General features: G+C 64.6%; 17 protein-coding genes and 1 pseudogene. 10 read left to right on the top strand and 8 right to left on the bottom strand.

The window, feature by feature from the left end:
• Window positions 1–149: 149 nt before the first annotated feature.
• From VO99_RS26575 to VO99_RS26560, 4 genes are all read right to left on the bottom strand, one after another.
• Window positions 150–2,075 carry a sensor domain-containing diguanylate cyclase gene (locus VO99_RS26575; protein ID WP_083440966.1) on the bottom strand — a complete coding sequence of 642 codons (1,926 nt, stop codon included), beginning with the start codon at window positions 2,073–2,075 and terminating at the stop codon, window positions 150–152.
• 252 nt (window positions 2,076–2,327) lie between these two features.
• A complete protein-coding gene (ligD, locus tag VO99_RS26570) occupies window positions 2,328–5,699 on the bottom strand; it encodes a DNA ligase D (RefSeq protein WP_046115988.1) in 3,372 nt (1,123 codons plus the stop codon).
• A 26-nt stretch (window positions 5,700–5,725) separates the two neighbouring features.
• Window positions 5,726–5,908, bottom strand: coding sequence for a DUF3606 domain-containing protein (locus VO99_RS26565; protein ID WP_046115987.1), 183 nt, complete (start codon window positions 5,906–5,908; stop codon window positions 5,726–5,728).
• An 89-nt stretch (window positions 5,909–5,997) separates the two neighbouring features.
• A complete protein-coding gene (locus tag VO99_RS26560) occupies window positions 5,998–6,333 on the bottom strand; it encodes a hypothetical protein (RefSeq protein ID WP_046115986.1) in 336 nt (111 codons plus the stop codon).
• Between the two features lie 529 nt (window positions 6,334–6,862).
• Between VO99_RS26560 and VO99_RS29900 the strand changes: the two genes are divergently transcribed.
• From VO99_RS29900 to VO99_RS26530, 4 genes are all read left to right on the top strand, one after another.
• On the top strand, window positions 6,863–9,727 hold the full coding sequence (locus tag VO99_RS29900) for an AAA family ATPase (protein WP_083440965.1): 2,865 nt from the start codon (window positions 6,863–6,865) through the stop codon (window positions 9,725–9,727).
• Between the two features lie 651 nt (window positions 9,728–10,378).
• On the top strand, window positions 10,379–11,083 hold the full coding sequence (locus tag VO99_RS29895) for a PEP-CTERM sorting domain-containing protein (protein ID WP_083440964.1): 705 nt from the start codon (window positions 10,379–10,381) through the stop codon (window positions 11,081–11,083).
• A gap of 53 nt (window positions 11,084–11,136) precedes the next feature.
• Window positions 11,137–11,571 (top strand): organic hydroperoxide resistance protein, encoded by a 435-nt coding sequence (locus tag VO99_RS26535; RefSeq protein WP_046115981.1) that lies wholly within the window; start codon window positions 11,137–11,139, stop codon window positions 11,569–11,571.
• Between the two features lie 24 nt (window positions 11,572–11,595).
• Entirely contained in the window at window positions 11,596–12,852 is a 1,257-nt protein-coding gene (locus VO99_RS26530) for a hypothetical protein (RefSeq protein ID WP_157039811.1), read from the top strand.
• A 1,184-nt stretch (window positions 12,853–14,036) separates the two neighbouring features.
• On the opposite strand, the pseudogene VO99_RS32070 reads toward VO99_RS26530, so the two are convergent.
• A pseudogene (locus VO99_RS32070) lies at window positions 14,037–14,147 on the bottom strand (DUF4113 domain-containing protein); the annotation flags it as partial.
• 197 nt (window positions 14,148–14,344) lie between these two features.
• On the opposite strand from VO99_RS32070, the gene VO99_RS32065 reads away from it, so the two are divergent.
• Window positions 14,345–14,464, top strand: a complete 120-nt coding sequence (locus VO99_RS32065; RefSeq protein WP_083440963.1) for a PEP-CTERM sorting domain-containing protein — start codon at window positions 14,345–14,347, stop codon at window positions 14,462–14,464.
• 109 nt (window positions 14,465–14,573) lie between these two features.
• Here the strand turns inward: VO99_RS32065 and VO99_RS26525 are convergent, their stop codons facing one another.
• The gene (locus VO99_RS26525; protein ID WP_046115979.1) at window positions 14,574–15,350 is read right to left on the bottom strand and encodes a DeoR/GlpR family DNA-binding transcription regulator; all 777 of its coding nucleotides are present in this window, start codon (window positions 15,348–15,350) and stop codon (window positions 14,574–14,576) included.
• Window positions 15,351–15,422: 72 nt separating this feature from the next.
• Between VO99_RS26525 and VO99_RS26520 the strand changes: the two genes are divergently transcribed.
• From VO99_RS26520 to VO99_RS26500, 5 genes are all read left to right on the top strand, one after another.
• Window positions 15,423–16,016, top strand: coding sequence for an NUDIX domain-containing protein (locus tag VO99_RS26520; protein ID WP_232315581.1), 594 nt, complete (start codon window positions 15,423–15,425; stop codon window positions 16,014–16,016).
• Between the two features lie 137 nt (window positions 16,017–16,153).
• The gene (locus tag VO99_RS26515; RefSeq protein WP_052736656.1) at window positions 16,154–17,791 is read left to right on the top strand and encodes an MFS transporter; all 1,638 of its coding nucleotides are present in this window, start codon (window positions 16,154–16,156) and stop codon (window positions 17,789–17,791) included.
• 10 nt (window positions 17,792–17,801) lie between these two features.
• Complete coding sequence (locus VO99_RS26510) at window positions 17,802–18,461, top strand: phosphoribosylanthranilate isomerase (protein ID WP_083440967.1); 660 nt, start codon at window positions 17,802–17,804, stop codon at window positions 18,459–18,461.
• Window positions 18,458–18,973 carry a GNAT family N-acetyltransferase gene (locus VO99_RS26505; RefSeq protein WP_052736655.1) on the top strand — a complete coding sequence of 172 codons (516 nt, stop codon included), beginning with the start codon at window positions 18,458–18,460 and terminating at the stop codon, window positions 18,971–18,973. Before VO99_RS26510 ends, VO99_RS26505 begins: the two co-directional genes overlap by 4 nt.
• A 90-nt stretch (window positions 18,974–19,063) precedes the next feature.
• Window positions 19,064–19,576 (top strand): ASCH domain-containing protein, encoded by a 513-nt coding sequence (locus VO99_RS26500; protein WP_046115977.1) that lies wholly within the window; start codon window positions 19,064–19,066, stop codon window positions 19,574–19,576.
• 300 nt (window positions 19,577–19,876) lie between these two features.
• On the opposite strand, the gene VO99_RS26495 is transcribed toward VO99_RS26500, so the two are convergent.
• Window positions 19,877–22,003, bottom strand: coding sequence for a CHASE2 domain-containing protein (locus VO99_RS26495; RefSeq protein WP_232315579.1), 2,127 nt, complete (start codon window positions 22,001–22,003; stop codon window positions 19,877–19,879).
• Between the two features lie 71 nt (window positions 22,004–22,074).
• A partial coding sequence (locus tag VO99_RS31605) for a hypothetical protein (RefSeq protein ID WP_232315577.1) occupies window positions 22,075–22,539 on the bottom strand: 465 nt, incomplete at its 5' end.

Below are 22,539 nucleotides of genomic sequence, written 5' to 3'. Positions count from 1 at the left end.
GGCGCGAGCTTTTTCCAGTCGCGTAACCCACCATTGCCCCCACCGGTGCTCGGGTGGGCCACCGCCGCGCTCTGGTCGTTGAGACTGGTTGGCGCGCGTGGAGTCGGCAGACCAATCGCTGGTCGTGCGCAAGCTTCAACTTCAAAGCGTCAAGCCGCTGCGACGCGGTTTCTGCCCAGCCTCTTGGCGAGGTACAGCGCAACGTCGGCTTGCCTAAGCGCTGCCTCATGGGCTTGGTTCGCTCTTGGGACGGTTGTGTGCAAGCCCACACTGACCGTCACCGGCACCCTCAATCCTGCGCGTATGAAGTCTAGCCGTGCGACCTCGGCGCGCATGCGCTCGGCCAGCGCGTTGGCGCCGGCTTCGTCGGTGCAATGCGCCAGCACCACAAATTCTTCACCGCCATAGCGGGCAACGATGTCAGCAGCGCGCCCAGCGGCCTGCCTCAACGTGTCGGCGACCAATTGCAGGCATTGGTCCCCTGCAGGGTGACCGTGCTCGTCGTTGACATTTTTGAAATGGTCCACGTCGACCATGAACACGGCCACCATCGAGCCGTTGCGCTGTGCCCGGCCGAACTCCTCGGCAACCTGTTCGTCGAAGCGGCGCCTATTCGGTAGCCCCGTCAGGGCGTCGGTCGTGCTGAGCTCGGCGAGCTGACGGTTGGCGTCCTCCAACTTTCGCATCGTGTTCAAGAGGGCGACGGTCCTTTCGTCCACCCGACGCTCCAGCTCGGCGGTCATCCGGCGTTGTGCTGCCAATGCTGCGTCCTGCGCCTCGATCCTCTTCTGCCTTTCCAAGTGAACGGCTTCCGCCAGCCGAAGCCGTTCTGCGGTCGCCGCCGTTTGGGCCAACCGCGCGCGCCGGATGCGGTGGGCCAGTGCCACCGATAGCAGCACGATTTCTAGAAGAAAGCCAACGTGCTGCGCGCTTTCGGTCCAGGCGTTGCTGTCGATCCATCCTGCCAAGCAGAAGAGGCGGACGAACGTACCGATCAACAATAGTGACCATGCTAAGAAAAACTGACGCGCTGACGTGTCGCCCTGTGCGCTGAGCCGGATCGCGGTGTACATAGCCACGACGTTCGTGACAAGAGCGGCCGCGGCCATGGACATCCCAAACAGCGGCGAGACGACGAACGGTGCGAGCGCCGCCAAAACCGTCCAAAGTGCCATCAGTACTCGGCTTGCCCAGTTTATATGCGCGGGTGCCCGCGCCAGATCGAGGAATTCGCGGGCAAAGACGCAGGCCGCCAAGAAGCTGAGGCATGCGAAACACTCATACGCGCGCAGGGTCAGTAATGGGAAGGCGCCCCACAGGTACAACGGACCGTAGCCGGTCGCAGCCAGCTCGTACAGCAGCACCGTGACCAGGTAAGCGGTGTAGGTTCTGTACCTCGCCTCGTGCGTAAAAAGGGCGAGCGATGCGTTGTAGAGCACCATGACGGCGATTGCGCCGAGCAACAGTCCGATCAACACCGCTTGGTCGTGCCGATAGCGCTCGAGTGCGGACTTTTCCCAGATCGAGATCGGTAGCGTCAGTGCCGCGTCGCTGTCGATGCGAATCAAGAGCTCGCTTTGCGCATGGGGCTTGGCGCTGAATGGCAGCAACGGCACCGGTGCCTTGAGTGGCCGCAAGTGTGAAGGCACCGTGCTGCCTGACTCGTCCCCTGCGATCCACTCGGTAGTGCCGGCCACGCGGGTGTAGATGCGTGCGCTTTGAATCAAGGGCGAGCCGATCCTCACCGTCCAATCTGCATGGTGGGGCGACGGGTTCGCCACCGTCAGGCGCACCCAGACCGGCACTGCCTTGCGGCCGAGGTACAGGTGCCTGCCAGCATTGGTTTGCCAGCGGCCGGGAGAGGCTGTGTCGGACGCAGCCGCCGGCGTGAGTGCTTCGCCTTGCTCTTCGATCAGGTACTGGATATGGTTCCGCACGTCGATCGTCTGGCTGCCAGTCTCCAGCGGGACGCTGAGCGCACGGCCGTGCGCGGCAGGAGCGACAACGCCCGCCGCTGCCAGAAGCAGCACGCAGCGGAGCAAAATCAGCCAACAGCGACGCAACAGCGGACTCACGATCTGTCGTTTTCGGCCATCTGCTGTCCGCCTTTAGCGCTCACCGTGTCCAACCCTGGGGTGCAAAGCGGCAGTCGAAGCCCGGCCCCGACGTCGACAACTGTCGTTTCCCGGTGAAAAAACGGGTCTAGGAGCAGCCCTCGTTCCCGTCGTAGGGTAGCCTCGTCAGCTACCCGCATTTAAACTGAGTGGCGCTCACCTGGGTTGCTCAGGCATTTGATGGCTTCCGCTGGCCCAGCTCATCCCAAAGTCTTATGGGGTGTATCCCAGCTTCTTCATGGCGGCGGTGAGCGTCTGTCGCGCCGTCCAGTAGTCGCTCCACGGGTCGAGCTTCTGGAACGACAGGTACTCCCGTGCCGTGAGGATCGTCCACTGCGACCCGCTTTTGAGCGACATCAGTTGCTCCCACGACACCGGCATGGACACGCCCAGGCCCGGCCGTGAGCGAGCCGAGAACGCCGCCGCTGTGGTCTGCCCATGCCCGTTGCGCAGGTAGTCGATGAAGATCTTGCCCACCCGGTTGCTGCCGCCACTCTTGGCTACAAATCGCTGCGGGATCACCCGCGCCATGTGCTGTACAACCGCCTGCGAGAAGCCTCTGACGACCGTGTAGTCCCGCTTGGGCGCCAGCGGCACCACCACGTGCAGCCCCTTGCCGCCGGAGGTCTTGAGCCAGCTGTTCAGGCCCAGCTCCTGCAGCATCGACCGCATCAGCAGCGCCGCCTCCTGGATGTGGGCCCAGGTGGTGCCCTCCCCGGGGTCCAGGTCAAAAATGACCCGGTCCGGCGAGTTGATGCGCGTCGCCGTGGAGTTCCAGGTGTGGAACTCGACCGTGTTCATTTGCGCCGCCGCGACCAGGGACTCGGCGCGGTTGACCGCCAGCAGCGCCGAGTGCCCCGGCCACAGGGCCGGATCCAGCTCCGTCATGCCCGGCATCTTGGTCTCCGGGTGCTTCTGGAAAAACAGCTCGCCGGTAATGCCGGTAGGTGCCCGCACCAGCGAGATCGGCCGGTCTTTCAGGTGCGGCAGCATCCACTCGGCGATGCTCTCGTAGTAGCGCACCAGTTCCACCTTGGTCAGGCCTGTGGTTGGGTCGATGACCCGTTCGGGATGGGTGACCTTGACGCTGGTTGGCTTGCTGGCCGGCCCGTTGGCCACGCCAGGCGTCTTGGGACGCTCGCGCTTGATCTCCCGGCCGGGTTTGTCCGATCGCACACCGCGGAAGGTGGGATGGCGCACATGGCCGTCCGGCGTCCATTCGGCGAACGCCACCTCCACCACCATCTCCGGCTTGACCCAGCGCTCGGTGCCCGCCGAGCGCTTGGACCAGCGCCCGGGCTTGACCGTGCTCGGGTCCACCGCTGGTTGGCTCACCTCGAGCTGGACCATCTGCGCGTGCAGCTCCCGCCCGGTGCTGGTGCTCCAGCCCGTGCCGACCGATCCGCCATAGCGCAGGCTGCCTGCCTCGTGGTAGCCCAACAGCAGGCCACCGACCTCGTTGCGGGCGCCGCTGCGGTCGGTGAAGCCGATGACCACAAACTCCTGGCGCTGCTGGCACTTCAGCTTGAGCCAGGTCTCCGACCGGGCCGAGGTGTAGGGCGCGTCCGCCCGCTTGAGCAGGATGCCTTCGAGGCCGATCTGGCATGCCGCTTCCAGCAGTTGGGCAGGCGCGGCGTCAAAGGCGTCGCTGAAGCGGACGCGGTCGTTGCCGCGCTTGTCCATGATCTGCTTCAACGCGGCACGGCGACTGAGCAACGGCACCTGGCGCAGGTCCTGGCCGCCAAGAAACGGTGCATCAAACAGAAAGTACACGATGTCCTGGCTGCGGGCGTTGTCGATCGCGTTCTGCAACCGGTTGAAGTCGGGCACCCCGTGGTCGTTCAAGACCACGATCTCGCCGTCCAGCCACGCATCGTCGATGCCCAAGGTCTCGACTTCAGTCGCCAGCTGCTGCAGCTTGGCGGTCCAGTCATTGCCATTGCGCGTGAAGAGCCGCACCGTGCCGCTGTCGATGCGGGCCAGCATCCGGTAGCCGTCGAACTTGTTCTCCGCCACCCAGTTGGTGCCCGGCGGCGCGGCGGCGGTCAGGGTCGCAAGCTGCGGCGCCAGCGTGGCGGGCAGGGGAGCGTCAACCGCTTGAGACAGGTCCGCTAGCGTTGGGGTGGCAAGCTTCGCGGCTGCCGGCGCACGGGGTTCGCGTTCCTCGACCAGCCCGAGCGGCCGCTCGACGACGCTGTCGGGCAGGGCGGTGATGACGTCGTACTCCGCCAGCGGGCGCGCCCAGGCGTCGCCTCGCTTTTTAAACAGCATCCACTGGTCCTGCTTCTTCTCGCCGGGCTTGGAGATGCGCACCAACTCCCAAAGTCCGGCCAGCTTCTGACCGTGCAGCATGAACAGCACCTTGCCCTGGACCAGACCGGCTCGCGGGTCACCCACCGGCTCCCACGTGCCGCGGTCCCACACGATGACGGTCCCGCCGCCGTATTCGCCCTTGGGGATGGTCCCCTCAAAGGTGTTGTAGCTCAGCGGATGGTCCTCCACGTGGATCGCCATCTGCTTGACCGCCGGGTCGTAGGAGGGCCCCTTGGGCACGGCCCAGCTGACCATGACGCCGTCCAGTTCGAGGCGGAAGTCGTAGTGCAGCCGGGACGCCCAGTGTTTTTGGATGACAAACTGCAGCGCCTCGTTCTCGGCGGTCTGTGCCAACGTCCCGGCCGGCTCGGCCGTTTTCTTGAAGTCGCGTTTGCGGTTGTACTGGGCCAGGGGTTCGACCGGTGTTGCCGCGGGCATGGACTCCGAGGCCTTCGGCGTCCGCTTGGCCGCTGTCTTGGACGCCTTGCGCCCAACCGCTTCCTTGGCCGGCCGGAGCTCGGCCCACACGGGCGCGTGGTCGCTGGCGTTGTCCTGGCCGCGTTCTTCGCGGTCGACACCGGCGTCAACCACGGTCAGGCCGGCGCCCACCAGGATGTGATCGATGCGCAGGCCGGCGTCGCGTTCCCACCGGTTGCGCCGGTAGTCCCAGAAGGTGAAGGGCGTCTTCTTTGGATGCACGCGCTGGAGTGCATCGGTCCAGCCTTGTGACAAAACCGCGGCAAACGCCTCGCGTGCCTGCGGCTGCAGCAAGGCGTTGTCTCGCCAGGTGTCCGGCTTGTAGATGTCGGCGTCGGTGGGCACGACGTTCCAGTCGCCGAGCAGGACCACGGGTTGGCCGGATGCCCAGAGTGCCGCGGCGCGCTGCCGCAGGCGCTCAAACCACTGCAGCTTGTAGTCGAACTTCGGGCCGGGCCATGGGTTGCCGTTGGGCAGGTAGAGGCAGCCGAACAGCACGCCGTTGATGGCGGCCTCCACGTAACGCGCATGTTTGTCCTTCGGGTCGCCCGGCAGCACGGTGGTCACCGGCAAGGGCTCATGGCCCCGGCCCAAGAGGGCCACGCCGTTCCAGGTCCGCTGGCCGACCACCAGCGACTCGTAGCCCACCGCCTTCAGCGCTGCCGCCGGGAACTCAGCGGTAGGGGTCTTGAGCTCCTGGAGGGCGACGACGTCCGGCTGCGTGCGGTCCAGCCAGTCCAGCAACCGGTCCAGTCGCTTTGTGACGTGATTGATGTTCCATGTCGCCACCCGCATGGCGGTCTCGGGCCGGGCAGGCGAGGTCAGCGCGAACGCTGCAGGTACGCTTCAACGTCCTTGGCCATCGATCCGACGGCTTGCACCGCGGCGTGCAGCTGCTCGGGCGTGACGCCGAATTTTTCCGACCAGTCACGGACCTCGTAGTCCTCGCTCAGGCTGATGCGGGCGCGGTCTTGTCCAGCGGTTTGCGTCTTGTCGTCGGCCATGTGGGCTCCTGCGGGAAAGGTGTTGCTGATCAGCAAGCGGTGTGCCTCTGCAGCAGACCGTCCCCCAAGTGCAGTGGCTGCCGTGATGATCAGCCTTGCCAGGCCCCATAACCTGCCTCGCGCAGCGCAATGCCGAGCTCCACCTCCATCTCACAGGCCGCGGCATAGAGCCTGAGGTTGTAGACCTCGTACAGGTGGGGCAAGAGGCGTTGGCCGTACCGGAAGACGTAGCGGTTGGCTTGGATGCCCGCCTTGTGGCGGTCGAAGCGCAGGTCCGGGTCGAGGCCGGTCATGCCCACGGACACCAGCGGCTTGCCGAATTCGTAGTCGGGGTTGCAGCGTCGGAACCGGGCCTCGTTCCAGACCTGGTCGGCTAGCTCGACGACATAGAAGTGGCGGTGGTGCGGGCGGCGTCTACCGGTCACGGCGGTCCGAGCCCTTGGGGAACGGGGGTTGACGTCCTCATTCGGATGCCCACGAAGCTGCGGCGGAACTGGCAGTCCAACCCGATTGGCGCTGTCTGGAGCCCGAGGACGCCGCGTTGTTTATCCGGTGGCGTCGGCCGGTGACCTGGCTAAGGATTACCGCGGTGACGCTTCTGGTCCCCGTGTAAGCCTTTGTGGTGCATGCCGCATCGTGATGCGGCTACGGTCTCAGCGTCTGGCGACAGGCTAACGGTGAGGCCCTTTGCGGCCGCTTGGGAGCCCCTTCGACGGTCTGAGGAGAAGACAAAAGCTAACACCGGACTCCGCGCCGACGCTTAAGTCCCGGCGGGTTGGACCTTCGTACGCTGTGGCTGGATGTGGCCATCAGCCAGCCTGTCCTTGGCCGCTGCAGGGCATTGCAGCAGCGGTGCAGGGCTTCGCGGAGGCGGCTGCACGCGCCCGGAAGGCGGGTTTCGATGAGAGCAGGTCCTCGGGGCCAGCGGCTACCAATGCCGTATAGCATCCGCGCATGGCAAACGACGCCGGCAATCTCCGATTCGGGGCCTTCGTGCTCGACCGCGCTTCCGGGCGCCTACTGCGCGGCGGTCATCCCGTCGAGCTGAAGCCAAAGGCGTTTGCACTGCTGCTTGCGTTGATCGAGCAGCCAGGCAGGTTGCTCAGCAAGGAGGAACTGCTGGACACGGTGTGGGGCACAAGGTATATCACCGAGGGCGTCATCAAGACCCAGATTGCTGACCTGAGGCTAGCGCTGGGTGACGACCCTAAACACCCCACCTGGATCCATACGGTGCATGGTCGTGGGTACCGATTCGCAGTTGCGGGGACGGCCTCACCCGTCGTCTCCCTGCCGGACGAGACAGACGCTCCAGACAGAATTGTTGGACGCCAACGCGAACTGAGCTTGCTCGGGACTTATTTCGAGCGCGCGAAGTCGGGGCAACGACAGTTGGTGGCCATCGCTGGCGATCCCGGCGTCGGCAAGAGCACCTTGCTCGAGCGTTTTGTTGCCTCCATCGACGGTGCGCGTGTTGTTTCTGGGCAATGCGTTGACGGATGGGGTGGCAACGAGCCGTATTTGCCAGTGCTGAACGCACTGGATGAGCTCTGTGGCTCGGAACCAGACCTCGTGCAACTGCTTCAAGACACAGCGCCGCTTTGGCTGATCCACATGCCATGGCACTTGCCTGACCGTGAGCGGCCTGGACTGCAAGCGCAGGTTGCAGGAGCTTCTCCTGAACGCATGTTGCGCGAGTTTGCCGCGCTGTGCGAACGGTTGGCAAGAGAGCGTCCGCTGGTTTGGTTGCTCGAGGACGTGCACTGGGCAGACACCGCCTCTGTGCATCTGCTTGCCGCGATGGCGAGGCGTCGGGCTCCGGCTGCCATCCTATTCGTATTGACCTTCAGACCTCTCGATCTGACGCCGAACGAGCACTCGTTTCAGGATCTTCGGCAGGAGCTCGGTCTGCGGGGTCTCCTGCAAGAAATCCCATTGGACGGCTTGTCGGAAGCAGATTTGGGCCACCTCGTGCGTGGACGACACCGCTCCGAGCAAATCCCCGATGAGCTTGTCGCGCGATTGCACAGCTACACGGAAGGCTTGCCACTGTTTGCATTAAGCATCGTGGACGAGCTTCTCGAGCCTGGACCGGCGCGGCAGTGCATCGCGCCTGAGGAGCCTGGACTTGCACCCAATTCAGAGATTCGCCTGTCCGTGCCGAGCAAGCTCAGCGACATGTTCGACCGTCAGCTGCAAAGGCTGCCAGCAGATGTTGGTGTGCTGCTTGAAGTCGCGGCGCTGGCGGGCGAGGAGTTTGATCACCTGTCGGTGGCCGACGCATTGGGGACGGCTCCGGACGTTGTCCAAGACCAGCTCGAGCGTTTGGCCAGACGCCGAGTCTGGTTGCATGCAATCGGCGTTTCCGCGTTGCCAGATGGACGCGTCGCCATGCGCTGCAAGTTTCGTCATGCTGTGATCCGCCATGTGCTAGCCGCTCGGGCTGGTAGCGTTACAAGAATTGACCGGCATCGTCGGCTCGCTGCGGCACTTCAGAAGAATTGGGGCGTGGGGCCCGACATGTCAGCGTTGCTTGCATTGCACCATGAAGAGGGCAGGCAGCCAATGGAAGCGGCCTGTCATCTAGCGACGGCTGCGAGAACAGCACTGCTTCGCCAAGCGGCTCGGGAGGCGTTGATGCTTGCCGAAAAAGGGCTTGGACTGCTCGCTCCCATGGGACCCCTTGCCGAGGCCTACCGTCTAGGACTGATTTCGGTTCGCATGACGGCGACCATCCTGCAGCACGGCATGGCCTCTACAACGGCCCGCTCACTGGTTGCAGACCTGCTCGCACGCTTGGACACACTGCCGGTCAGTGCTGCCACCCTGTCCCTATGGCAGGTCGCGCTGCTTACCCACTTCACCGGAAGACTCGACGGAACCACCGAACTGGTCGAAAAGTTTGCCCGGCTCGCTGATCAGCTCCCACGCCACGAAGGCGCGCTGGGGCGTGCAGTCGCACACAACGCACTGGGTATCAACGCGCTGCACTTTGGCCGGTTGACAGACAGCGCCGACCACTTCGGGCGAACGATTGAGTCGCTGACAGGTTTTGAGGCGGATGTGGTGCTGTTGCGAGACCCGCGCGCAGAGGCCTGGGCATATCTCTGCCTTGTTGCTGCCACGCTGGGGCGCCAGCAGCAGGAGGCGGCAGCGAATCGAGAAGTTGATGCCTTGATCGCCCGCGGTCCTGATCTCATCACCTTCGGAATGGGACGCTGGTTTCAGGTCTACGCTCACTACTTCCGGTCAGACGCCGAGCGTGCGTTCGTTGTTGCTTCCGAAAGCGTCACCCTGCTCGAGTCACGACGGGCTTCACCGTTTTTGCAGCCGCATCGTATCGGCCTTGGCTGGGCGATGGCCGCTCTCGGCCGCAAGCAAGAGGGGGCTGCTCTTGCCGCGGACGGCTTAAAACAGTACAGGGAGCAAGGCAGCAAGCAGGGGCTGGCTGGCCTGCACGCCGTTGTTGCCGAGACACATCGCCTTGCGGGACTGCAAGACGAGATGACGAAGTACGTAAGCGAGGGCCTGGCTGCCGCGAATCAGGGCGGCGACGGCTTTGCCACGTCCGAGCTCCACCGGCTGCACGGGCACGGTGAAGTCGAGCCGGCGGCTGCCGACAAGGCATTCCGGCAAGCGCTCGCCGCAGCGCAGGCCCAAGGTGCGAGTCTTATGGAGGCGCGGGCGGCATTGTCCCTGAGAGATCGCTTGACGATGGATGGGCGGAAGAAGGAAGCCGAGCAGCTGCTCCAGAGCATGAGGGCGCGTCTTTCGCACCTCAGCGATGTGCCGGTCGTTGCCGCGCTGATGTCCGGCTAGCCGCATCGCCGACGTTCAACAGGCCACCTCCACATCGGCCCTGTCCATGCCGGCGGGAGCGGCTTGGTAGCAGCGGCGGGCCCATCGGCGAGCGGCCGAAAACCGTCCTTCTCGCTCTGCACTGTGCCGGTCGTATCGTCTGCAAACAGTCCCAAGCGCGCATGTCGCATCGCCAACGCTGGCGCACCGCCTAATCGAAGGCATTCCGCGACCACCCGGTGGACCTTCGCTTGTCCCTCAGGTGTTGGCGCTGGCGCTGTTAGAAGGCTCTGTGCACTCACCAGCGCATCGGCATAGGACCCGGCGGCCACCAGGCGCGTGACACCGTCGATGCGGCGATCAAGGAGAGTGCACCCGCATCGCGTCGCGAACTCGCTGGCCGTGAGAGGCGAGCGGTCGATGACGGTCGTGGTTATACCCGCCGTCCGGTGGACGCTGCCTGACTGTTGCCCTGCACCAGGTCGTTCAGGATCGTCGCGACAGGTGCACTCAATGGAGCGGCGAATGGTCACGGTTTGGTCCTCCGCATGAACTGCTCAAGCGAAGTTTGACGGCGCTACACCACGACGTTGTCAGCGGCTGGTCAGCGGATTGTCAGCGCGTCCTCCGGACGCTCGAGCAATGGCCTCCAGTCGCTAGCATGAGCTGGCGATGCGACAAGCCACCGGCCGCGCATCCCCGTCCTTATCCATTCACGCATTGCCGGCGTACACCCCGGCGGGAGTCACCATGTTCATTTTACGAAACTGTGCGGCCGCCGCACTGTGTGCCTTGGCCCTGTCGCCCGTGCATGCGGCGAGCACCACAGTTGATTTCACCGGCGTTCCGACCGGGTTTTACGCCAACGGCGTCAGCTTCGGCGGCATCGCCTTCTCCAACACGGGCGCCAGCAGTACGGTCTACGTCAACGACTATGGGGCCAGCTCAATAGGCCAAGCGTTAGAGTCGTATGACCCCGGGACACCTGGCCGGGGAGGCGTTCTCATGGCGTTTGCTGCGCCGCAACGTTCTATGAGCGTCCTGTTTGGCAACGATGATCCTGCCTACACCAACCCGGGCGCCATCGCCGTGCTGCAACTGGGACTCGGCGAGGCGGTTGTTGCGACAGTGACACTGCAGATGAACCGCGACGACGTGGCCAATCAGACGATCAAGTACTCGGGCGCTGCTTTTGACAGCGCGCTGTTCTATATGGCCGACGAGTACGGGCAATCATTGCCCCGCTTTTCGGAGGTCATCGACAACGTGACCTACTCGGACGTCACCACGCCGGTGCCGGAACCGGCCAGTTACGCCTTGATGGCAATCGGTTTGCTGAGTATCGGCGTCACCGCGCAGCGGCGCCGCCGGGATTGATCCTACATTTCATCAACACAATGCGCGCTGACGGCGCGTAAGGAACATATCAAATGGCCATTCTCAAGAAAATGTACACCGCCCATGCAAGCTCGACGGGTGGGCGGGACGGACATTCGAAGTCGGACGACGGCAAGTTGGAGGTGACGCTGGCGGCGCCACGCGAGATGGGTGGAACCGGCGAGGGCACCAATCCGGAGCAACTGTTTGCGGCCGGCTACTCTGCCTGTTTCCTCGGTGCGATGAGGTTCGTTGCCGGACAGCAGGGCAAAAACGTCCCGTCGGACGCTTCGGTAATGGCCGACGTCAGCATCGGCCCCCTTGCCGGGGATGTCGTGGGCTTCGGTATTGAGGCCGTGCTGAATGTGTCATTGCCGGGCTGGGAGTTCGCCGCGGCGAGCCAACTGGTCGACGCCGCGCATCAAATTTGTCCCTACTCAAATGCCACGCGGACCAATGTCGACGTCACACTGAACGTGTCCGTCTGACTTCGCATCAAGCAGCTGGAACAAATGTCCCCCATTCCTCATTGGGTGAGCTGGGTGTCTGCCGGTCTGTTCGCCGCTCTCGTCGCCGGGTGCGGCGCGCTGGCCGTCGGTCCAAGTGGGCCAGCTCAATCGGTGAGCCACGGCCCCTTCGAGATCGTCGCCTCGAGCCGGCGGGTACCTGCTGGTGGGTTTCCGAATACCAGCGGAAACCCGTTCAAGACAGTCGAGGTTACCTCGTTCAGCGTGCGTTGGCGCAACCAGGAGGTGGTGGTGCCAGGCGTTGGGCCGCGCTTCTGGCGCGTGCTGCGCCTGGATGGCGCCCGCCAACCGGCTCTGCTCGCGGTGACTACCGACTTCCACCTGGTTTACGAACTGGAGGGGCGGTTGCAGATCGTCCCGCTTGGACCCGCCAGCACGAACATGGCCTCGCTCCAATGGCTTGATGCCGACAATGGGCAGCCCGGCGCCGTGGCTACCTTCGGCATCGAGCGCGTCGCCTCAGTGGATGCCGCCACCCTGTTGAGCGGTGGCCGCCTGCTGCGCACGAGCAATGACGCGGTTGTTGACGTTGCGCAGCTCAAAATTCACCGTGTTCGCCCATGGGTGCCGTCAGGCTCCGGCTTGCCGCTGGCGGGCTTGAACGGCGGCAGCAGCCAGCGTGCAGTGGCGCTGTCGCCGAGTGGCAAGCAGTACGTCGTGCCGGCACATGGGTCCGACCCAGTGACGGGCTTTCGCTACGATGGTCTGGTTGTCGTGCAGTTGGAAAGCGGCGATGCCTATGGATTGAAAATCGATTGGGAGCGCATGCGCTATCGTGACGTGCACGACATTGATTTCGCCTGGATCAGCAACTACTTTGAACGGCGTTCAGACTCGGCGGGGCGTGAGCTGTTGCAGCCCAAGAAGAATGCAAAGCATGTTCCTTGGAAGGGTCGACTGACAAACTTCGGCCGTCATTCCGAGTACCGCATTGAACCGGTCACTGAACGGATGCAAGACGAGTTGCGGCGCTTTTTGATCGAACGATTCAGCGGAAAAATTGCGATCAGGACGGGCGGTAGCCCCGTTGTGAATGTCAACGTGCTCAGCGTAGCGGGATGCGACCAGACCGTTGTCATATCGATGCACGATGAGCACGTCGGACTGTTTGTGTCTGAGGAAGCAGCTCAGCCGGCAGCCCGTTGCCAGGACCTGCTGGCAACCATAGCCAGCGCGTTTGACGACGAGCTGGCCACGGGACGTCTGGACAAACACTTCATGGCTGTTGCGGGCACCCGCTGAACTTGTCGACGCCAAAGGATACACCTATGGCGAGCGTATCAGGTAGGTCTCCTTGCTGGGCTGTCGTTCGCCCCACCCGAGCCACGTTTCATGCAGCGTCAACCTTGTGCCCTGGTCGCCCAGCTTGTACATCCAGACCCTGGGTGGGGTGGTCGGCGACGTCCCGTCCGGGGCGTTCTCGACGATCAAAAAACTGTTACTTCCGGACCAGGCAGCGCGTGCGGCAAAGGTTGCTGAGCCTGCAGCTTGACACAGGACCTCGTCATAACGCAGTACCACGTTCTTTTCCTGAAAGGACCACCCTGCGCATCTGCTGCCTTCCAGGATCAGGCGTTTGCCACTCAATCTTGCTTGTGCTGACCCGTTTCCCTGAGCAAATGCAGATAGCGCAGCTCCCAGCAGTGCAAGTATCAACGTCGGCCGTGGCGGTTTGATTCTCATGGATGCATCTTACAAGGGGAGGACCAGTGCCCGAATTATGCGATGACACCGACTTGAAGTACGTGCCGGACAGGCGGACAAACAAGCGCCTTGCGTGGCTGGCAGTACAACTGGGTGTGTCTTTGATGGGGTGGGTATTGTGGGCGTTGCTGGTGGACAAGTAGGATTTGTCCAGCTGGGAATGCAGCCATTGTCAGCGGGGGCACCGCCCTAATTCTCAGGACGATGCCCCCTTGTTCTTGGCGGTGGAGTTTCTCCTCTGCTGCAGACGGGCAGGTGCTCGAGCTGGGTGGCAGTGCGTCGACGTTAGCTAACGCAGGCCTGATGCTGGTCGTTGGCGGGCGCAACGACACCGAATCCTGCCGTCCTACTGACCCAGTCGAGCCTCGATGTTCAGGTCCTCGCACCGTCTTTCCGCGTGGCAGTCCGCGTGCATGGTGTGGTCGGCGCCGCACAGAGCTGCTCGTCAGCGATCAATCGAACAGGGCTTGCCCTTCCCCCGCAGGAAGCAGTCGTCGGCGCGTTCAACACGGCACGCCACAAGGATCCTTATTGCGTTTGCAATTCGTGGGGCACGATGATCACGTCGATCCCGTGCTTCGCTGAGGGCATGTTCAGGTCACCCCGCAGCAGTGGCGGAGAACCCGCAAGGCACGCAGTCTGTCGAGCGTTTCCTGCTTCCGGGACCTGTCGGTTGATATCTGCATATGAGTTGTGGATCCACCCGCATTGAGGCTCGCCCGCTAGGCCTGACCTCCCGTCACCGGGGCGCGCACCGTTAGCAACTCGCTCCAGCGTGTGGCGTAGCGCCGACGGCGCCGCTCTTGCTTGATGGACCAGCTTCGGACCTCGGCGCCGTTGCTGGCGGCCGCCCAACAATGTGTTCATCAAGCGATGGCCCGCGCTGTACAAGGGCTGACGGGACTGGTGCCGTTGCAGTCCAGCCCTGCGCCGGTGCTGACGGTTACCAAGCGGAGGCCAGGGCGTAAGCACCCGTATAAGCACAGCACAGCGAGGGCTCCTAGCGCTGGAGTGGCCACCAGTCCGGCATGTGTCCGATACAGGCGTCGACGCGGCGACGCCTCCCGTGCTAGAACCCTCCAGCTACCTGCTGATGCTCGCCGGGATGGCTGCCATGGGCTTCGTTGCACGCCGCTCGACTGTCAAGTAGACCGACCCATAGCGGCCGGCCTAGACGTCCGCTCTGCCCACGCGCCGTCGGGTGCAGGCCAGGGGGTACGTTTACCGCAACCCAGCTTATGCCCCGGCTCGCTCGCACGCTAGGACTGAGCCGCGGTATCAGGAAGTGGAACAACTTCAGCGCCACCGGCCCGCAGCGCCCGCACCACCTTCTGCGGTGTGCCCGGGTTCACCAGCACCCGGCCGGCGGCCCCCAGCGGCGCGATCACAAAAGGGGAGGCCGCCATCAGCTTTTCGGGCGAGGCCAACACGATCGTCTCGGCCGCGCGCAGGTGCAGCGCCCGCTTGACGGCCGCTTCCTCCGCATCGGCCGTGGTGAGGCCCGACTGTGGGTGCACGCCGGTCACGCCCATGAAGTAGAGGTCTGCACGCAACTGGGCCGCAGCGTCGATCAGGGCCGCGCCCACGTTGACCATCGAATGCCGGAACAGCCGGCCGCCCAGCATCAGTATCTCGATATCCGGGTGCTCGGCCAGTGCGATTGCGACGGTGGGGCTGTGCGTCACGAAGGTCGCCCGCAATCCACGGGGCAGCTGACGGGCCAGCTGCAGCGCGGTGGTGCCGCCGTCGAGGATGACGACCTGTCTCGGGCGGACCAGCGCCGCGCCGGCCAGACCCAGGGCACGCTTCTCGGTGACCGACACCTGCTCGCGCACGCTGAGGTCGGCGGCCGCAGGCGCACTTGGAAGCGCGCCACCGTGGACCCGCAGCAGCTTGCCGGCCTGCGCCAATTCACGAAGATCACGGCGGATCGTGTCCTCCGATGTGCCCAGTTCCTCGGCCAGTGCCTTTGCCACCACCTGGCCTTCCTGCGCCAGCCGATGGAGGATGAGCTGCTTGCGTTGTGCGGTGAGCATCGACAGGGGCCGGGGTTGCGTGGGCTTCAGTATTGCACGAAACTGCACGTTTTAACGTGATACCGCACGGGCATGAATGAAGACACGATGGGTGGACGCGTACGCATCCTGGAAGAGCGGGTGCTGTCGGATGACTGGTATCTGCTGAAGAAGACACGGTTCGCCTACCGCCGTCGGGACGGCAGCTGGCAAGAGCAGCAGCGCGAGACCTATGACCGGGGCAACGGCGCGGCGCTGCTGCTCTTCGACCCGCGGCGGCGCACGGTGGTCCTGACGAGACAGTTCAGGTTTCCGGCCTACGTGAACGGCTGTGCCGACGGCATGCTCATCGAGGCCTGCGCCGGTTTGCTGGACGGCGAGGATGCGCTGACCGCCATCCGGCGAGAGGCGCAGGAAGAGACGGGCTATGCCGTGCGCGCGCCGCGCAAGATCTTCGAGGCCTTCATGAGCCCGGGGTCTGTGACCGAGCGGCTGCATTTCTTCATGGCCGACTACGCGCCGCAGGACCGGGTGGGTGCAGGTGGCGGTGATGCGCGGGAGGGCGAGGACATCGAGGTGCTGGAGCTCGAGTTGGCCGAAGCGTTGCAGATGGTGGCCGACGGCCGCATTGCCGACGGCAAGACCATCATGCTGCTGCAATACGCTGCGTTGGCGGGCTTGTCGTAGCGCAAAGCAAGGGTGACTCCCGGCGAGCCATGCACAGCCAAGCGGTGCGTTGCCCCTACGCTGCGTGCGGGCCTACTCGGGGATGCGAGACGAAGGGTCAGGCGCCGGTGTCTGCCAGTTCTGAGTTTCTTGTTGCCATGTCTATGAGTTCGAACAACGTCTTGCGCATGCTGTTGCCTTTGGCCGTGTTGACTGCCACCGGCATGCTTGCCATGGATTTGTATTTGCCCGCCGTGCCGGCGCTGCAGCGCGGCTTGGGCCTGTCCGTGGCCCAAGGCCAAACCACCGTGGCAGTGTTCCTCGCCGGACTGGCGGCCTCTCAGCTGGTTTGGGGCGAACTGCTGCAGCGCCTGGGCCCGCGCCTGTGTATCGGTCTCGGCATCCTGGGCCTGGTGATCGGCAGCTTTGGCTGTGCCGCGGCGCAGCAGCTCGAGCTGCTGCTCCTGATGCGCGCCTTGCAAGGGGTGAGTGCCGGTGCGGCCACGGTGATCGTGCCTACGGTGCTGCGCACGAGCTTGGCGGACGCTGATGCCGTGCGGGGCATCGCAGCGGTCGGCGCCATTGAGTCGACGGTGCCGGCCGCGGCACCCGTGGTCGGCGCGTTCTTACTGCAGTGGATGGACTGGCGGTGGACATTCGCGGTGGTGGGGATTTTGGCTCTGCTGTCACTGCCGTTCGCTCTGCGTGTCACCCCAGTGCAGCTGCCCGAGGGGTCGAAGGGAGGTGGTGGTTACCTGAAGCTGTTGCGCAATGCACGCTTCATGCGGATCTCGTTCGCGCACGCGCTGTCGTTCGGGGCATTGATGACATTTGTTGCCAGTGCGCCACAGCTGCTGCACCGGCACGCCTGGGGCAGCGCCGCGTTCCCTGCGTTACAAGCCGCGGGTGTTGCATCGTTCGCGCTCGTGGCGACGCAAGCGGGGCAACTCAACTCCAGGATCGGGGCCCCGCGGATGGTGCAGGCCGGCGCGTGCGGACAGGCGATTCTGTGTGTCCTGTTGACCTCGGCGGCACTTGGCCTGGACGCGCTACCGATGCCGCTGCTGATGGGGGCATGGATGGCGTTCTGCGCGCTGCTGGGCCTGCGCGGCGCGGCTGCCTTCAGCGAGGCGCTGAAGGTGCCAACGCGGCAAGTCGGGCGTGCCTCCGCGCTGATGGTCCTGATGCTGTTGCTGGTCAGCGCAGGTGCGACCCAGGCGGTTGCGCCCTTCCTGTCCAGCTTTGGGATGGCCGCAGTGGCGGTCGCCATGGCGCTGCAGACCGTCGTCAGTGCAGCGCTTGTCATGCGCTGGCCGGAGCGCCGTGAGCAGGCTTCCTCGGCCGCTGACAACTTGGAGGTGGTACCGGTGGATCCGGCGGCGCAGATGCAGGCGCTGATCGCAGTCTGGCGCGCCTCCGTGTTGGCCACCCATCACTTCCTTCGGCCGGGGGATGTCGATGCGATCGAAGCCGAGCTAAGGCAGGCGTTGCCCCAGTGCCAACCGATGATGGCGATCGCGACGCGTGCTGGCCAGATCACAGCCTTCATGCATGTGGCGGATGCGCACCTTGAGATGCTGTTCGTGCACCCGGCCTTCCAAGGTCAGGGCCATGGCAGTGCCTTGCTGCGCCACGCAGAGTGTCACAACGACCTGCGGTCGTTGGAGGTGAACGAGCAGAACGGCGCCGCCGTGAGGTTCTATGAACGGCATGGCTTTCGCCCGGTGGCGCGCACTGAGGTAGACGGCCAAGGGCGGCCGTACCCGATCTTGCGCATGGCGCGCTCTTGTGACTGACATGGCATCCATGAGAACAAGACTGAAGATCTGCTGCATTGGCAACGAGGAAGAAGCTGCGCTGGCCGTTCGTCATGGCGCGGACGCGCTGGGGCTGGTGGGCGCCATGCCAAGCGGCCCCGGCGTGATCGACGACGACCTCATTGGCCGGATCGCCCGCGACCTGCCGGCTGGCGTGTGGGCGTTCCTGCTGACCCAGGAACGACGGGCCCAGGCCATCGCCGACCACGTGCTGCGATGCGGCGTGTCGACCGTGCAGGTCGTCAACCATGTGGACCCGTCTGAACTTGCCCTCTTGCGGAGCAAGCTGCCCTATGTGCGCCTGGTTCAGGTCATCCACGTCGAAGGGCAGGAGGCGTTGGACCTGCTGGCCGGGTACGAACCGCATGTGCACGCCTTTCTGCTCGACTCGGGCAGCCCGACGGCGACGGTCCCGTTGCTCGGGGGCACAGGGCGGGTTCACGACTGGGAGGTGAGCGCGGCGTTTGTCAGGCGTTCGAACCGGCCGGTGTTCCTGGCGGGCGGACTGGATGCAGACAACGTGGCGGAGGCCATCCGCCGGGTGCAGCCATTTGGACTCGACGTCTGCTCTGGCGTCCGGACGGCAGGCCGGCTCGATCCAGTGAAACTGCAAGCATATGTGGCGCAAGCTGCACGCAAGGCGCCATGACCGACCAAGAGTTTTCCACCGAGCGCTGCATCGTGCGTCGATGGCGCGAGGCCGACCTGCCTGCGCTGCTTGCGGTGTACGGTGATGCGGACGCCATGCAGTGGGTAGGTGCCGGCCAGCCCATCACCCTGGATCAATGCGTCCAGTGGCTTGCCGTGACACAGCACAACTACACCAGGTATGGGTACGGCATGTTCGCCGTGGAGCTCAAGGGCTCACTTGAGGTCGTCGGCTTCTGCGGCCTGGTGCGCCCCGGGGGACAAGCTCAGCCCGAACTGAAGTATGCGTATCACCGCGTGCATTGGGGCCAAGGACTCGCCACGGAAGTGGCGGCGGGACTGCTACAGCACGCTGCGCGGCGATTGGGTTTGCAACATGTCATGGCCACCGCCGCGCCAGAAAATCACCGCTCGCACCAGGTACTGTTGAAGGCGGGGATGGTGCGCGGCGCGCTTGTGAACAACTTAGACGAAACCTCAACGCTAGTGTTCGAATGGCGTGCAGTGGGCTAAGGGGGTGCCGTTGCGCCTGAGACGGTCGGCTCGATTCAGCAGATCTCGACCACGCAGTCGAATCGACGAGAACGAATTGTGGGAGAAACGATGTTGAAGATACCGCAGTACGCACAGTCATTTTGGGACGAATCCAGTCGCGCAGTTGGCGGCCTCGATCCGGCGCGCTTTTACGAGGCGTTTTCGTTTGGAGACAGCGCCGCACTTGCGGACACACTGGCGGGTTTGGTGCTATCAGGCGTAAAGCGCGGGACTGCCAGCTCCTTATGGTCTTACGCTGTGCAAGGAAAGCCTTTGCCAGTCGCGGGCGACCTCAGCGTCATGACAGCCGGGGACAAGACGCCACTTTGCCTTATTCGCACCGTGGAAGTGCAGATTGTTCCTTTTGACGAGGTCACAGCGGCGTTTGCCTTCGCAGAGGGAGAGGGCGACCGGACGCTCGATTCCTGGCGGGCCGAACACGAACGCTACTTCAAGCGCGAAGCTGTCACCATGCCTTGGTCGTTTGCGATCGATATGCCGATCGTTTGCGAGTTATTTGAAGTGGTACACGTCGGTCATGCCGCCCTTGCGTTCGTCGGCGCCGCCGCCTTGAAACGTTAAGACCGTATGGCGGTTGCAATGTCGCCAGTGGGAAAGCAGGACGCTGCGCAGCGTCGTCGTTGCCTGGACGCGGCTCGCCTTGAGGGCGCCCATGATCGGCTCCGGCCCAGCGGTTCTGACGTCGAGAAATGGTCGCTCTTTGTGCGCCCACTGTCATCAACGGCTCCCCTGAGCAGCATGCACATCAAGCGATCTTCCCCACTTTGCACGTCCTGATGCGCCATGGTGAGTACACTTGAGACGAACGAAACGTCTCGCTGGCGTTGGTCCCGCGGTGGGTGCCGACTTGCATGGCGCCGTTCATTTGCTTGACAGCTCAATCACGTTGTCGGTCGAGCCGGACTTCAAGCGAGCCATGTGGAGTTGCACAAGGCGGTCGCCGGGGCTGTCCTCATGCAGCCGCTGGAAACTCCCCACTGCCGCACTGTTCCCCGCGGTCATCGCGGCATAAGCTTGGGCATACGCTTCTTGCTGCACGGCTTGACCGTCCGTAGCGGCCATCGGCTCGTACACCATGATCGGCTCTTGCCGGCCGGCCACGCGCAGGCGTCCTACCGGGCGCACGGGCAGATCGGGGCAGCCGTCCAACGTGGCCTGCGACAGGCACACGCGGGTGCCGAGGTACTTGTTAGCGCCTTCCAGGCGCGAGGCCGTGTTCACCGGGTCACCCAACGCCCGGTAGTCGAAGATGGTGTTACCGCCGAAGTTGCCCACGATCACCTCGCCGGTATGCACGCCGATGCGGGTCTCACAGAACTCGACGCCTTCGGCGCGCCGGGCAGCCAGGTAGTCCTGCGCAAAGCGGTGCATGGCCAACGCGCAGTTCACCGCTCGTTGTTCGTGGTCGGCCTGCTGCACCGGAGCCGAAAAGACAATGGCCACCGCATCGCCGACGATGCGGTCTAGCGTTCCCTCGTGGGCGAAGGCGATCGCGATCATGCCGTCCAAGTACTGGTTGAGCACGGTCACAGCCTGCGCCGGGTCCATGCGTTCCATCACCGAGGTGAAGCCCGCCAGGTCGGTAAACACAAAGCTGCAGCGCTGCCGGCGACCGCCCAGCTCCAACGCCTGTGGCTGGTCGATCAGGTAGTCCACTAAGTTGGGCGACACGTAACGCGCAAACGCATGGCGCACCCAGCGCTGCTGTCGGTCGCTCATCACATGTCGCACCACGGTGGTGGGCAGGAACACGGCCAGCATGCCGAGCGTCGGCAACATCGTGTCAAGCAGCAGGCCGTGCCGCGTAAAAGCCAGCCAGGCACCGCCCAGCAGCGTGGTGGCCAGCGCCGCGAAGGCGGCCGCCGACACCAGCGCGCCGCAGCGCATGGCGGCGATGGCCACCAACAGGCCCCCCAATGCCACAGCCATCAGCTCCACCGCGGGGGCCCAACCGGGTCGCTGCAGCCAGTGGCCCGTGGTGATTTGCTCCAGCGCCTGGGCATGCACCTCCACACCGGGAATGATGCCCCCCAGAGGGCTGAAGCGCAGGTCCAGCAGACCCTGTGCCGATGTGCCCACCAGCACCATCTGCCCCTGCAGACGCTTCGCCGGCACTTCGCCGGCCAGCACCTTCCAGGCCGGCACGTAACGTTCGGCCCGGGGCAGCGTGTAGTGCACCCACATGCCGGCCTCGGCCGTGGTGGGGATCCGCAGCTTGCCGACGATCAGCCCAATGACGCCGCCGTTGTCGGCGGCCGCCTGCACGGTGTAGCGCGGGGCATTCACCGCCAGCCGCAGCGTCTCGGCGGCCAGCGAAGGCACCAGCCGCCCCTGCAAGTCGAACAGCAGGGGAAGGCGGCGCAGCACGCCGTCCTCGTCCGGAATGAAGCTGAGCGCGCCGTGGCCCTGCGCGGCGCGGGTCAGCACCGGAATGCTCTGCACGCAGCCTGCAAATGCCCGCAGCTGCGCATCGGGGGCGCCGCCCAGGGTGACAAAGCCGGCCGGCGACTGGCAGGTCGCGGCGTCGTCGTCGACCGCATCCTTGTGGCCTGCGGCCGAGGTGCCTGCCGCGGCGTCCGCGCCATCAAGCGCAAAGCCCAGGGCCACCGGGCCGGCGCGCAGGACTTCCGCCAGCAGCTCGTCGTGATCGGGCAGGGCAGCCAGTGCTGCGGCGGCTTCGCGCGGCAGGCGGATTGACTTCAGCAGTTGGCGCGGCGACGTGCGATCGGCTTCGGCGAACACCACGTCCAGGCCGACCGAGGCGGCGCCGGCCCGTTGGAGGCGGCTAACCAGCTCGGCGACACGGGTGCGCGGCCAGGGCCACTGGCCCAGGCGGCGCAGGCTTTCTTCATCGATGTCGACGATCAACACCGGCGCCTCCTCGTACACGCGGGGCGACCAGCGCTGTGCCTGGTCGAACACCGCATGCCGCACGCCGCGCACCATGCCGGGATCGTGCCAGGCCACCCCCAACACCAGCGCCAGCATGCCGGCCGGCAGCAACCACAGGCCCTGCCGGCGCAGCGCCTTAAGCCATCGCATGGTGGTCCAGGCCGGGCCTACTCGTCGGCAATGGTCTCGGCCAATGTCAAACGTTTCTCAGCATTTTCTTGTTGACACTGGCGTGGTGGTTTTGCAGCGTGGCCAACTGCGCCCTCGAATCGGTCCGGCATGCATACCTTTCGGGGCAGGCAGACCCAGGCGATCGCACCCTGGGCCGATGGCATTTGAGGGGCCGCCTCTCCGGTCCAGGCGAAAGGCAGGGCGGCATCCAGCACGAACCCTTCTGCTGCATCGTAGACCAAGACAAGGGGCCCAGAAGCGACGGGACAGTGACCGCGTGCGATCAGCGACGCTCCTTTGACACCGCCTGACGGCACCAGCGCCAAGTTGTGAAGCGCCGATGCCAGCCGTTCGCCGGCAACCAGTGCTCCAATACCGGTGATGCGGACGGTCGGCAGTCTGGTGCGCTTATGGCACCGCCGTGGCCAGCGAGCCGGCCGCCTTGCCCTTGCCGGCGCGGG

It is taken from the genome of Aquincola tertiaricarbonis (genome assembly GCF_000969605.1).
GTDB classification, from domain to species: domain Bacteria; phylum Pseudomonadota; class Gammaproteobacteria; order Burkholderiales; family Burkholderiaceae_C; genus Aquincola; species Aquincola tertiaricarbonis.
This window is presented reverse-complemented; position numbering and strand designations above follow the sequence as displayed.